The 12,899-nt window shown below is 62.0% G+C and carries 14 protein-coding genes; all 14 read left to right on the plus strand.

Features of this window, described 5'->3' with window-relative positions:
* Positions 1-201: hypothetical protein (locus tag VM054_06475; protein ID HUT98704.1), on the plus strand; the 201-nt coding region annotated here is incomplete at its 5' end.
* Between the two features lie 269 nt (positions 202-470).
* Complete coding sequence (locus VM054_06480; GenBank protein HUT98705.1) at positions 471-1,292, plus strand: hypothetical protein; 822 nt, start codon at positions 471-473, stop codon at positions 1,290-1,292.
* Positions 1,293-1,790: 498 nt separating this feature from the next.
* Positions 1,791-2,210, plus strand: coding sequence for a hypothetical protein (locus VM054_06485; protein HUT98706.1), 420 nt, complete (start codon positions 1,791-1,793; stop codon positions 2,208-2,210).
* Between the two features lie 19 nt (positions 2,211-2,229).
* A complete protein-coding gene (locus tag VM054_06490; protein HUT98707.1) occupies positions 2,230-3,153 on the plus strand; it encodes a Mu-like prophage major head subunit gpT family protein in 924 nt (307 codons plus the stop codon).
* A gap of 59 nt (positions 3,154-3,212) precedes the next feature.
* Entirely contained in the window at positions 3,213-3,641 is a 429-nt protein-coding gene (locus VM054_06495) for a hypothetical protein (GenBank protein HUT98708.1), read from the plus strand.
* Positions 3,635-4,108 carry a hypothetical protein gene (locus VM054_06500; protein HUT98709.1) on the plus strand — a complete coding sequence of 158 codons (474 nt, stop codon included), beginning with the start codon at positions 3,635-3,637 and terminating at the stop codon, positions 4,106-4,108. Before VM054_06495 ends, VM054_06500 begins: the two co-directional genes overlap by 7 nt.
* 15 nt (positions 4,109-4,123) lie before the next feature.
* The gene (locus VM054_06505; GenBank protein HUT98710.1) at positions 4,124-4,870 is read left to right on the plus strand and encodes a hypothetical protein; all 747 of its coding nucleotides are present in this window, start codon (positions 4,124-4,126) and stop codon (positions 4,868-4,870) included.
* Entirely contained in the window at positions 4,871-5,308 is a 438-nt protein-coding gene (locus VM054_06510) for a hypothetical protein (protein ID HUT98711.1), read from the plus strand.
* Between the two features lie 5 nt (positions 5,309-5,313).
* A complete protein-coding gene (locus VM054_06515) occupies positions 5,314-5,493 on the plus strand; it encodes a hypothetical protein (GenBank protein HUT98712.1) in 180 nt (59 codons plus the stop codon).
* Positions 5,477-6,100 (plus strand): hypothetical protein, encoded by a 624-nt coding sequence (locus VM054_06520; GenBank protein ID HUT98713.1) that lies wholly within the window; start codon positions 5,477-5,479, stop codon positions 6,098-6,100. The genes VM054_06515 and VM054_06520 overlap by 17 nt, the downstream gene beginning before the upstream one ends.
* A gap of 291 nt (positions 6,101-6,391) precedes the next feature.
* Positions 6,392-9,829, plus strand: a complete 3,438-nt coding sequence (locus VM054_06525; protein HUT98714.1) for a hypothetical protein — start codon at positions 6,392-6,394, stop codon at positions 9,827-9,829.
* 106 nt (positions 9,830-9,935) lie between these two features.
* Positions 9,936-11,102 carry an XRE family transcriptional regulator gene (locus tag VM054_06530; protein HUT98715.1) on the plus strand — a complete coding sequence of 389 codons (1,167 nt, stop codon included), beginning with the start codon at positions 9,936-9,938 and terminating at the stop codon, positions 11,100-11,102.
* Positions 11,068-11,592 carry a hypothetical protein gene (locus tag VM054_06535; GenBank protein ID HUT98716.1) on the plus strand — a complete coding sequence of 175 codons (525 nt, stop codon included), beginning with the start codon at positions 11,068-11,070 and terminating at the stop codon, positions 11,590-11,592. The genes VM054_06530 and VM054_06535 overlap by 35 nt, the downstream gene beginning before the upstream one ends.
* 64 nt (positions 11,593-11,656) lie before the next feature.
* Entirely contained in the window at positions 11,657-12,226 is a 570-nt protein-coding gene (locus tag VM054_06540) for a hypothetical protein (protein ID HUT98717.1), read from the plus strand.
* The last annotated feature ends 673 nt before the right edge of the window (positions 12,227-12,899 follow it).

Below are 12,899 nucleotides of genomic sequence, written 5' to 3' on the forward strand. Positions count from 1 at the left end.
CTGGCCGGGCTCATCGGTCGCCCCGGGGCGAGGCCGAGCCTGGTCATCGCCACACTGTCTGGCTCCCACAGGACGCTCTACAAGGAGCTCCTGGTCGAGCTCATCCGTCGCGGGGAAATAAACCTCGCCGTGGAGCAGATAGCCGAGGAGCTTGGCCTCTCCGTCACCCCCAGGAAAGCCGCTCCGCCGCCGACGGGATAACCTTCGCCGTCTTCAACACTTAGTAGGGGCCGACCGACCGGTAGGTCCGTGTTTTATTAGGCAGCCCTCACCCTAACCCTTTCTCACAGGGAGAGGGAAATCGCGGGCGACCGTGGACGGTCGCCCCTACGGATTTGATTCGCGATTGTTCGTAGGGGCGGGTGTCCACACCCGCCCGTTTTAACCCCTCACCCTAACCCGTAGGCGGGCCGCCGATGGGCCCGTGGAGCAATTTTCGCACAAACCGCGCGGTTTTTCTAAGGAGGATGATGCCCAATCCCTTCGACCCCCTTCCCCCGAACGGGGAGGACAGCCCCCCCCGGTTCCGCAAGGAAATCGCCCGGGCCGGGACGTTCCAGCATCCCGACGGCGAGCTGGAGTTCACCCCGGAGCGGCTGGCGGCCTGGGTGGAGGTCTTCCGCCAGGCGCGGGAGGCCGGTATACAGATCCCCGTCCCCCTGAACCACGGCTCCGAGCCCACGGACAACGCCGGATGGGTGGAGGACCTGGAGCTCTCCGACGACGGCGAGCGGCTCTACGCCATTCTCGTCATCACCCGGCCCGAGGTGGGCGGGCTCATCGAGGGCGGGACCATCCGCCACACCTCCCTGGCCCTGGGGCCCCTGGCCGACGATGCGGGCAACTACTGGGAGGACGCCATTCTCGAGGTGAGCCTGGTCACCGAGCCGCACATCCGGCGCCAGGAGCCCTTCGTCACCCTCACCGGGGTGCGGGAGCTGGCGGTGGAGCTGGCGGCCAGTCGCAGGAAGAACCACGAGCTTTCCAGCTACCTGGACGCTGAGCGTCTCCGGCGGCTGGAGGAGATGGTGGATGGGCTCGTCGCCCGCGGGCGCCTCTCCCCGGACCGGCGCGCCGACGTGTTGGAGCTCGCCGCGGGCCTTCCCGGCGACGACGACCGGGAGCGGTTTCTGGCCAGCTACGACCGGCCGCGGGTGAGACCCGGCGCCCTGACCGTTTCCGCGCGCCGCGAGGGGGCCGACCCCGAGCTGGAGTCCGTGGCACGGCGCTTCGGACTGGAGCCGGCGGCCCTGGCCTACTACCTGGAGAACACCGCCGGACAGGGGGGATAGCGCCAACCTGAATGTAGGGCGGGGACTTTAGTCCCCGCTGCGGCCGCTTTCACGTTCCCGGCCTCGACCCTCACCCTAACCCGTAGGCTAGCCTCTCCCTGGGAGGGAGAGGGGACATGCGGGCGACTGTGGACGGTCGCCCCTACGGGTGTGATATGCGACGAATGGACGTAGGGGCGGGTGTCCACACCCGCCCGCATTCCGTCCCTCACCGCAGAAAAAGCGGCACACGGAGTTGCCGCCCTACGAGTTGTCTTTTGGGGGCTCTATAGCCCGCCCATTTTTTCACCCCTCACCCCGGCCCGTCGGCGCGCCGCTCCCACGGGGAGAGGGGGACCGTTATCCTGGCCCTCACCCTGACGCATAGGTACGCCTCCCTCCAGAAAGTGGAGGGGGAATCTGGTGGCTCTCACCCTAAATCCCGTGAGTAAATGAATCTCTCACGGGGAGAGAAAAACTCGAAAGAAAAACCCGATTACCGGTAACCTGGAGGTTCCCATGGCTCTGACAACCAACCGTTACGACGAGCGCTTCGCCGCTGGCTGGCAGCTCCCCTTCCCCGTCGCCGCGCAGACGACGGTCTACAAGGGTGCGCTGGTCTGCCTCGACGCGAGCGGCTACCTCGTCCCCGCCGCCGACACCGCCGGCCTGCGCTTCGTGGGCGTGGCCCGGGACTCAGGCGACAACTCCTCGGGCTTCGACGGCGACACCGAGGTCGTCGTGGTGACCCAGGGCTCCATCGTGGTCGCCAAGTCCGGCGCCGCCGCCGGAGACGTGGGCGCCAGCGCCTTCTGCTCCGACGACGAGACCGTGGCGCTCTCCACCGAGAACGAGGTCTACGCCGGGCTCGTCGTATCCGTGAGCGACTCCGGCCACGTCCGTCTCCGCTTCGACGCCGGCGACTGCGCCCCGGCTTAACCCCCACAAGGAGGATCCGATGCCCTTCACCACCGCCAGCGACCTCTCCCCGAAGATGCTCGAGGGGGTCGTGCGCACCGAATTTTTCCGCGCCTACCACGAGCTCCGGGACACCGGCTGGCAGCGCTACACCACCGTGGTCTCGTCGGGTGCCGCCGAGGAGTACTACGACTGGCTGCGCCTGCTGGGCGACGTGCGGGAGTGGATCGGCGACCGGGTGATCAACCAGGGCGTGGCCGAGCGCTACTCCATCCGCAACAAGACCTGGGAGTTCGGCTTCTACCTGGATCGCTCCGCCGTGGAGGACGACCAGTCGGGCCAGATCGGCCTGGCCATCACCGCCGCGGCCCAGCGCGCCGCCGAGCACCAGGCGCGCCTCGTGACCGAGGTGCTCGAGGCCGCCTTCACCGACGCCTGCTACGACGGCGAGGCCTTCTTCTCCGACTCCCACCCCCTGGACTCGGGCGGCTCCTTCGGCAACTACACCGACGCGCTTCTGGACACGGAGTCGCTGCGGGGCGGCTTCTCGGCGCTGATGGGGATGCTGCGCTCCGACGGCGCCCCCTGGGGGAACGTGGTTTCCAAACAGAACACCACCCTCATGGTCCCGCCGGCGCTCTACTTCACCGCCCTGGAGCTGACCCAGCACCCCCACTACTCCGCGGGTGACCCGGAGAACAACCCCCTGGCCGGACTCTTCGACGTGGCGCTCAACCCCTACCTCACCAGCGAGACCGCCTGGTACCTGTTGCAGACGACCGAGCCCTTGAAGCCGCTCGTCTTCCAGCGGCGCACCGAGCTGGAGCTCACCGCCCAGACCGACCCGGCCACCGGGGACGTGGTCTTCCGCAACGACCTCTACGCCTTCGGCACCCGCCAGCGCTACAACGCCGGCTACACCTTCCCCCAGCTGGCCTACGCCAGCGACGGCACCGAGTCTTAGCGGCTCACGGGTGGACCGTGGGTCCACCCCGCACTCATGCATTCATCCGAGGAGGGACCTTGGCCTACGCCCAAGTCAGCGAGCTGCGCGAATTTCTGGGCGACGCCTTCGCCGCGGTGGAGGACGAAACCCTCGCCGGGTACCTGGACTACGCCTCCTCCGAGATAGACACCCGGCTCTCGCCCCATTTCGCCCTGCTGCCCTTCGACCCGGTTCCGGCGCTCGTGGGGCGGATTTGCCTCTATCGGGCGGCGGCCGAGGTGCTGGTCGTCTACTACGGCCGGGCCGGGGCCGGGACCGAGGACGGGCGCGCGGAGCGCTTCCGCGACGATTACGAGACACTCGTCGCCCTGCTCCTCCGCGATCCGGCGCTGCTGGGCGTGGAGCTGGGTCCCCGGCGCGGCGATGTCGCCTTCTTCCACGACGACCCGGACCACCCGGGCCTCTCCCGCTTCGGGCGGTTCCCCGGCGGGGAGGGGTCATGGTAGACCTCGCCCGGCACCACTCCATGGTCGTCGGCGCCCTGGCCGCGGGGCTCTTCACCGGCGCCCGCGTCACCTACGACCCGGGGCTCCTGCACCGATCGGCCGAGCTGCCCGCCGCGGGCCTGGTCTCCATTTCACCGCAGGGAGTGGAGCTCCTCGACGGTTCCCGCGCCCTCGTCGAGCTGGAGGTCACCCTGAGCCTGAGTAAGCTCGGCGACGAGGACCTCATCTGGGACCTGACCTCCCGCTGCGCCTCCCTGTGGCGCCTCCTCTCCCGGGCGGCGGAGGATGGCCTGCCCTACGCCTACACCTACGGGGAGAGCGAGATTTCCGGCCACACCGCCGAGGAGTGGCTCAGTCTGGAAAGCCTGACGGCGCGGTACTGGCGCACCTCCCTGGTGACCCCGCCCCGGCCCGCCTACCACCACGCGACGATCGAGGTCGCCCTGGCGGTCGTCGCCCCCCGTTGAAGAAAGGACCGACCGATGCCTTCCACCGTGCTCACGGGCAAGGGCTGCATCGTGGACGTGACCACCGGCCTCGTCTACGGCGGCGTGCAGGAGTTCAAGCTCACCAACGAGCTGGAGACCAAGAGCTTCCCCGCGGGGGAGCGCTGGAGCTCGTACACCGTGCCCGTCGGGGTCAACTGGCGGGGCGAGATCGCCTTCAAGGCCCTGGACGCGGCCACGCTCGGGGTCGTCCTCGGCGGCCAGAGCTCCACGGGGCGCGTGCTGGAGGTGCTCGACGAGGAGGCGGTCGTCCCCGAGGAGGGGCCCCGCACGGTCACTCTGGAGCACGACGACAACGTGGCGCTGTCCGAGACGGTGAAGGACGCCGCGGGGCGCTCCTTCCAGAGGGTCGAGGATGATCCCGCTTCCGGGGAGTACGCGATTGACGGCGACACCCTGACCTTCTCCGCCGCCGACGCGGGCGCGGAGGTCCGCCTCTCGTACCTCCGTCTGGACCCGAACGCCGGGGACCGGCTCGTGGTCGGCCCCGAGGACATCCCCAAAAAGTTCTCGCTCTACGGCGTGCTCCGCGGCCACGACCTGATAGAAGGTCGGGCGCCCGAGGCCCGTTTCGCAGTGTACCTGGCCGACTGCTGCCGGACCGGGGAGTTCCGCTTCGGCGCTCCGGCGGACGGCCTGGGCGGATTTACCCTCTCCTTCACCGCCCACAACGACCAGCCCGGCGACGTTGTCTTCTACCTGCCACCGCGGGAGACGGCTTAGATGAAGCGCGAATCGAAGGACCGGGAGCTCTTCCGCCTGGCCGGCGCTGAGCTGGACGGCGAGGACGCGGACGTCCAAGACGCGGTGGAGCCCGAGGAGCTGCTGCCCCCGGGGAGTGTCGAAATCGGCGGTCGGCTTTACCCCGAGCCCACCTGCTACGCCTACGTTCTCCTGGAGCGGGTCGCGTCCGGGCGCCTGCCCTACGAGCTCACCGCGACCGAGCGCGCCCTGTACCTGTTGTGGGTCGTCCTGCACCAGGAGAGCCCCGCCGAGCTGGCCGCGCTGACCCAGCGTCCCCTGGCCGAGGCCGAGCTCGCCCGGTTCGCCGCCGACCACACCCCCGCGGAGCTGCGCTCGTTTTTGGAGGGTTACCTGCAATCGGCTTCGAGCGCGGTTAAAAAAAAAGCCCCGCGACCGGCGACCCCGGTTCGGGAGTAGGTCTCGTGGAAAAGCTGGCCGCCGTCGCCCGGTTCGCCGGAACCACCATCGAGAGGGTCCTCTTCCGCTGGCCCGTGCGCCGGGCCGTCGCCTACTCCCGCCTGATGGCGGACCTGCGGCGGGCCGGGGAGAGGGCACTTTGGCGGAACACCCCACCGAGGAGCAGCCTTGAATCGCGCGTTTGAACAGGATTCCGACGCCCTGCGCCGCAGCGCCCAGGCCGTGGAGCGGGCGGCGGAAAAGCTCGAAAAATCGGCCGAGAAGCTGGGCTCCACCGACCGAGGGGGTCGTTCCGGGGCCGACGGGGACCTGGATCGAGGCCTGACCGCCTTCGAGGAGGGCCTGACGAAGACCGTCGTCGGCGTCACCACCGACCTCTTCGGCGACCTGAAGCTCGGGTTCGGCGACCTCTTCTCGGGGCTCTTCGGCCTCATGTCCAGCCTCGTGACCTCGAAGCTGGGGTTCTTCGGCGACCTGCTGGAGCTCATCCTGCCCTTCGCCGGGGGCGGCTTCGTCAGCTCGCCCACCCTGGCCCTCCTGGGTGAGGGGGGACCGGAGTACGTCCTTCCCGAGGCGAGCCTCCACCGCGCCCTCGAGGGCGGTCTGGCGGGAATGGCGGGACTGCTGGCCGACGTCCACGGCGCGGCCCCTTCCGCGACCGGGGGAGACGGGCCGGTTTTGCGCACGACCACCGTCCAGCACTTCCACTACGCCCCGGTCATCGGCTCGCTGGATAAGCTGGACGCCTACAACCAGCAGGCCGACGCCGGCGCCGCCGGGCGGGGGCTATAAAAAAGCACCCCGAAGGGTGCAGTGGAGGACGGGCGGAGGACGCGGGAATCGAACCCGATAACCAAGCTCGCAACCTGGTCTCAGCCCTGCTGCTCGTCCTCCTTAGACGGTCGCTCACATTAGGGCACCAGGCTTGACTTCCCGCAGCGGCCGAAGGAAAGATTAATACAGGGCGACCTCCATGTCAAGTAGGAGCGCCCTCCGTTTGGAAGGCGCACCGAGCAACAGAGGACCAGGACTTGCGAGCCACAAAGTAATATAGTCCGGTTTTTCCGGATTGTCAAGGTAAAAATGGAACGGATCAACGCCCCAGCTCAGACCGTGGAAATCCGCCTCGACTCCGGCGCGTGGGTGGACATCACCACCGCCGTCGAGGGCTTCGTCGTGCCCTCCTGGCGCGTGGAGGCCAAGACCGGCGAGATCATCTGCGACCAGGTTCGCGCCCGGGTCATCGTCCCGCTCCTCGAGGGGTTGGGCGTGACCATCCGTCGGGTACTCGAAGCGGGGCGGATAGACTTCCGCCTTTCCTTCCGCGAGGCGACGAGCGGCATGGCGCCCGTCGGCGCGACCCCGGCTTTCCGCGGGCGGGTGGTGGAGCTGGCGCGGCTGACCAAGCTCAGGGCCGGGGACACCCTCGATCTCACCGTCCACGACCTTCTGAAGGCGGGGAACGAATTACAGCCGTCGGCGCCCATCCTCATCTCCACCGAGCCCGCGCGCTACGACGCGGTGATTCGGGAATTGGCCGCCGAGATGGACTTGACCGTGGGCGATTTCCACGGGACCGGTATCTCGGCGACGACCCCCTACGTCACCCACCACCCCCGGCCGGGTGGGGTGGACGCCACGGTCCAAATCCGGGGCCTGGCCTGGTGGCCGGTTCACGGGTTGCTCCTGTGCGGAGCCGGAGAGAGCATCTTCGGCTATTCACCCTCGACGGGGGCGAGCTACGAGCTGGCCGTCCCCCCCTGGCCCATTCCGCTCAACCCGACGCGGCAGATAGAGACCATTTGGGTGGACGGGACCGATGTTTACGGCGTGAATCTCCCCCTCCCCGACGCGGCCGCGACCGCCCCCGGCTACATCATCAAGGCCGACCTGTCGGGATTCACCCCGCACATTGTCGCCCCGCCGGTACATTACACCGTTTACACCGAGCCGTTCAAGCTGTGGAACGCGGGAATGGCGCGGATAAAGTCTAGGGCGGCGGAATGGCGGCTGCCAAAGCCGGTGGGCGCGGGCGATTTATTCATCTACAAGGGGAACGCCATCGGCCTGGCCGGGCCGGTGGAAAAGGACTACGCGCCCGGTCCAACCGTTTTCGACGCGGAGTTTACATTAGGTGAAGATACCCACATCTACCGGGCATTCGCCCGGGATTTCTCTCGCGTGCTAGGCAAGCCGGGTATCCATCGTGAATACGCGTCGGAAAACCCGCTCATGTACGGTCGTAATCTCTTCCTCCCCGAGGAAACCGCCGTCGGTGTGGAGTTCACCGAAAGCAACCGGAGGCCCGCCGACGTGACGGCCTACCGGATGCCGGGGCCTTTGGCCTACTACATCCCGCGGTTCAGCCCCGACGGAGACGATTGGGTCTACGATGTCGGCAGTGGGTTGCCCTACGCCGAAAATGCGGGCAAGCTCCCATGTACCTTGCCGGCTGGATACTATGCCTTCATAAATCACGGCGGAAGCCGCAGGAATTATTCCGGCCCCCCGGAGCCCGAGAAGGTATCAGCCTTCGAGATTTCCTTCACCCGGGCGCAACGCCGCCCCTCGGTAGTCTTTACCTCGGCGGGTGATAAAATCTTTACCGCCGAGGACGACGTGGACATCTCCACCCTGACCAATCCCCTGGGACCCCTGGCGGACAACAATACCAATGAATATGAGAGGCTTTACTACCGGGATTTGACCGCGGGAACACGGTGGTTGATAGCGGGGTTTCCCAGCCGCGCACATTCCGTGCGAATGGCCCGCCTGGGTGATTCCGAGGCTTTGGTGATATTCGCCCGAGAGGATGGGATGCCCGGGTCCTACAACCACACGGCGCCGCTGACCAGGCTGGTCCTCAGCCGGGTGCGTAAGTCTTATCCCCTCTGGGACTTGACCAGCCTCGGGGGCTGGACGATCAACGACGACCCGAACGCCTACTACCACTACACCCCGACGAGCCTGGCTCATTTAAATGGGAAGGCTTACGTCGGCTACACCCGGACCACCCAGCGATTCGTCACCCTGGAGGGCGCCCCCGTCACCCGGGCTTACGTTGATTGGGAGCAGGACGGATTCGTCTTCAACATGGGCCATTCCATCGTCGAGGTCGGTGCCTATCTCATGGATGACATCAAGGTCGGGGACCGCATCCGTTTGTGGCCGAAAAAGCCCAAACACCTCCCCTACGCGCCGCTACCCCGGACCATCACCGACATCGAGTGGATAAATGCAGATATGGTGACCAGGCTCACGGTGAGCCCGCCTTTGGATTGCTCGAACGGGGCTTTACGCCCGGAAGATCGGATTATCGAGCTTCTCAGCCCGCTGGAAAGCACTCACACCAAGGGTATCGAGGAGTACGACTCCGGGTATGGAGATCAATTCGACGGCCCGCCGACCCTCCAGGTCGAGGCCGAGGCCCGCGAAATCCGTACCTACTTCCGGGCCTACGACCTCATTACGGATACCTGGGGCGCCCCGCTCGACTTCGGCCGCGAGGACGTGACCGAGGAACTCACCGCCGAGGACGACCCGGAGAACCAACGGGCGACGCTCTCCCTCTCGAACGCCTTCCCCGACCCGGCGCTCATCACGGTGAAGCTGGGCGATTCCCCGGTTTCCTTCACCGTGGATACCGACGAACTCTACGAAACGGGAGACTGCATCCTGGCGCTCTCCCGGCGGTACGTCGGGCTGGAGTTGACCGTCGCCTATTCTTACTGGGATGCGTCGCTGCGGTTCACCGAGATGACCACGGTCGGCTCCACCGTCTACTACACCCGGGGGAAGGAGCTGCGGTCTTATTCCGGCTCCGTGGTCGGGCACGGCGAGGTCCACTACCAAGCCTCGGGGACCGCTTCACCCCTGGTGATTCCGGCGGCGGTGTCCCCCACAACCGTCTACGGCGTGGCCGAAGGCGGCGGGAACTACCCCTACCAGCTTTCGGTGAACCACTCGCTCAACGTCGGCGACCGCTCCGGGTGGGCCGGGAAGGGCCTGGCCTCCTGCCTGGCCGAGGTGGCCCTGGCGCTCGGGTGCATCTTCTGGGTGGACGGCAGCGGGGTGATCCACTTCGTCCCGAGGGGCTGGCGGCGGGGGAGAACCACCGTCCCCCCCGAGGAAGTGCTGGACTACCAGGAGCCGGGGGCCTGGCAGCGGGCGGCGCCGGCGGTGACCGTCGGTTGGCCGGGCGGCGAGGAGACGGCTGGGGTGCTCTCCGCCACGAGGCTCACCGACAACGAGAGCTTCAGCGCGCCGCTGGTGACCTCGGCGGGTTGGGCACGCCTGCTGGCGAACCTTCTCTATATGGCTAAGAGCAACCGCGGCAGCCGGGCCGAGGTGACGCTGGCCGGGTTGCGGCTGGACATCGAGACCGGCGATGGGTTGAGACTCGGGCTCGCCGGGGCGACCTCGCCCGACGACGGCTGCGGGGTCGTGGTGGGAATCGAGCCGCGATTGAACTTCGGCGAGGCGGCGACGCGGTTCGCTCTGGAGTTAGAGGATGGTACATAAAAGAAATATTATCATGCATTTATGACATTAACGTGATTTTGATTCAAGATTTTCTTGATTTTTTCTGTAATTACGTGTAAACTAGAGCAGGTAGTTAGGAGGGAATATGCGTAGCTTGAGCAGCAGCATTGATAAAGATATCGGTTTGCGCATTAAGGAAGTCCGGACCGATGTAGGAATAACGCAAGGGGATCTGGCTAAAGAAATAGGAGTTGGCTCTGCTCAGATTATTTCTGATATAGAGCAGGGAAAAAGAGCGTTAAAGGCTAGTGAATTAAATAAATTAGCGAATGCCCTTTTTAAAGATCCTGTTTTCTTTTTAAAAATTGACAAATCTAAAGGTAAACCGGCTCTTTTATACAGGGGCGATGAACGATGTGAGGTGGGTAGCCTTGGTAAAGTCGGGGCATACTTTATTCAGAAGTGTGAACAATATCGTCATCTAGAAACTTTGCTTGATAAAAAACCAGCATCACAGCTCTATCAAGAAGAAATTAATATCACCCATACTAGGGAAGACTATGCTTGGGCGGATAAACTAGGTAACCAAACACGTAAATTGTTTCAATTAGGTGCGCGGCCCGCGCGGGTTCTTTGCAGCATACTCGAGCAAATTTATAATATAAAGATTTGGTTTAAAAGAGGTATGGATAAATCGGCATGTGCAACCATCACAGATTTTGGTCCTGCAATTTTAATAAATAGTGAAGATTCTCCGTGGAGACGTAATTACGATTTAGCACATGAATTATTTCATTTGATCACATGGGAGTCTTTTATTAAACAAGCAGACAACGATCCAGATTGGCATGATCAGCTTGAAAAATTAGCTGATGTCTTCGCCTCGACCTTATTGTTACCTGAGGAAGAGATTAGAAGTGAATTCGCATCTAGAATACGAAATGATAGTATCTCCTATCTCGATTTGATTAATATTGCACGTGATTTTGAGGTTTCGACTTCAGCTTTACTTTGGCGCTTTGTAAATATTGGTCTCCTAAAGCGAAAAGACATCTTGAGCGCCCTCCAAGATAGGTATTTCAAAGCCCAAGATAAATCGGAGCGCGTTGGTGATTGGCTGCAGCCCCCCGATTTTCCTGATAGGTTTGTTCAATTAGCGATCACTGCGCATAATATTGGTAGGCTTGCAAAAGGTCAATTAGCTCGCTATCTCCAAACGTCTATACCAGAGGTTGAAGATGTAGTAAGAGAATACGGTTATAACCTGGGGATTATTAATGGCAGCGATACAACATCTAGCTTTAGATGCTAATATTATAATCGAAGCATTTAAACTTAATGCATGGAAACCCCTTGCAGATAAATTCAATATTGTCGTTACTAGTACAATCATTGAAGAGGCATCTTTTTTTATAATAGACAGTAAAAGGATCAGTATATCAAAGAGTGAATTCGGTAAATGCACACAAATAGACCCTAATCTTCAGGAATTACAAGATATTGTCGACATTTTTGATAATGTTCTATTACAATCGGTTGAACAAGGCGAAATTGAAATATTAGCTTTGGTTAAAGCAGGGAAATTACCTGAGGAGTGTAGAATTTGTACTTCTGATGGACCAGCCGTTATTGCTGCATGTCTGCTTGAGTATGGGAGTTTTTGTGTATCTTTTGAATCGCTATTACGTAAAATAGGTTTTACAAAAAGTTTAGATTATCAATTTACAGAAGAGTTTTTAACAAGAAAGGTGACAGAAGGAAAACAAAATAGGATCCAAGGAGTAGGTTTACGCAAGCGATAGAATAAAATTGTATGTTTTTACGATGAGGCGCCATCTTAGGGATGGCTTTTTTAGTGGAGGATTGATGCCCTGGGGCGACACGGATTCGGGCGGCAAGTTGCGGCCCAAGGTCAGTTTCTCCGGCGGAGCGATGGGCATCCCCGACCTCACCTTCCCGGAGTTCGGGTTTACCCGGCTGGACGAGGATTGGGTGCCGGAGAAGATAGTCAACGCGGCGGCGGACGCCTCCCGGACCGTCTCCGAGAGCATCGTCGGCTACCGCGGCGTCTTCACCGTTCACTACGCCTACCTCTCCGCGATAGATCGGCGGCGCATTGCCCGCATCGTCAACGTCGGCGGCCGGGTGTACTTCTACCCCCACTCCGACGTGTTGGAAAACTACCTCTGTCGGGTGTCGTCCACCACGGGCATCATGCAGCAGCTCGGCGGAAGAACCAGCGGCTACGGGCCGCTGTCCATCACCTTCGAGACGGTCACGCTCCGCGCCTCGGTGCCCTGCGAGGATGAAGGACGGTCGCACTTCTCCGACAAGGACCTGGCCTACGGCCCGACGGACGAGATTTGCTGCTTCTCCGACAAGGACCTGGCCTACGACCCCGGCGATAAGATCGGGTGGTTCAACAAGGCGGAGTGAAGGAATTGGCGGGAAGTTGTATCGTATTACACGATGGCACAGATTATGCTGCGGTCCGAAGGTGGGCGGCTTTACTACCGTAGGCCAAAAAATCAGGCCAGTAGGGGGTTGACAAATTAGATAAATCCGTCTAAGTTGTGTGTGGATAGAAGAGGAGGCGCTAGTGTTTCCAGGAACTCGCATTACTTGGCGTTTGCCCTACGTTGTGACAAAAAAGGCCAAATGGACGGTTGCATGCTGTCCCGTATTAGACCTTTTCGCGCAGGGAGGCGACGAAAAAGAAGCGAAAAGGAACCTTGTTGACATGATTCAGTTGTTTATTGAGTCGTGTTATGAAAGAAACACGCTTGACGAAGCGTTAAAAGAATGCGGATTTAAGGTATTCCATAAAGAAGACACCCCGATGGGGGTTGCCCCGCTTAAAATAGAGCCCAACTACCTTAATGTGCAGTTACCCCTGAGCGTGGTAAAGTCGGCTACAAGATGCCGCGCATAGTACCTGTGCATTGGCGGGTACTTGAGTGTATTTTTAAAGGGATCGTCTTACCTAAACGGACCATTATCCGTGTTCATAACGCTAGAGACACGTTGATTGAGGAGTGTTATCCTGCCACAGATGTGAGGAGGCAAAAGTGGCAGGAAAGGCGTCATCCGACCGGCACATCAAGTGCCC

Source organism: bacterium, assembly GCA_035528375.1.
Classification (GTDB): domain Bacteria; phylum RBG-13-66-14; class RBG-13-66-14; order RBG-13-66-14; family RBG-13-66-14; genus RBG-13-66-14.

Coding starts and splice junctions, on each gene's coding strand:
- VM054_06485 (HUT98706.1), top strand. CDS start 1,791: ATGGCTCTGACAACCAACCGTTACGACGAGCGCTTCGCCGCTGGCTGG.
- VM054_06525 (HUT98714.1), top strand. CDS start 6,392: ATGGAACGGATCAACGCCCCAGCTCAGACCGTGGAAATCCGCCTCGAC.
- VM054_06490 (HUT98707.1), top strand. CDS start 2,230: ATGCCCTTCACCACCGCCAGCGACCTCTCCCCGAAGATGCTCGAGGGG.
- VM054_06535 (HUT98716.1), top strand. CDS start 11,068: ATGGCAGCGATACAACATCTAGCTTTAGATGCTAATATTATAATCGAA.
- VM054_06540 (HUT98717.1), top strand. CDS start 11,657: ATGCCCTGGGGCGACACGGATTCGGGCGGCAAGTTGCGGCCCAAGGTC.
- VM054_06530 (HUT98715.1), top strand. CDS start 9,936: ATGCGTAGCTTGAGCAGCAGCATTGATAAAGATATCGGTTTGCGCATT.
- VM054_06510 (HUT98711.1), top strand. CDS start 4,871: ATGAAGCGCGAATCGAAGGACCGGGAGCTCTTCCGCCTGGCCGGCGCT.
- VM054_06500 (HUT98709.1), top strand. CDS start 3,635: ATGGTAGACCTCGCCCGGCACCACTCCATGGTCGTCGGCGCCCTGGCC.
- VM054_06505 (HUT98710.1), top strand. CDS start 4,124: ATGCCTTCCACCGTGCTCACGGGCAAGGGCTGCATCGTGGACGTGACC.
- VM054_06480 (HUT98705.1), top strand. CDS start 471: ATGCCCAATCCCTTCGACCCCCTTCCCCCGAACGGGGAGGACAGCCCC.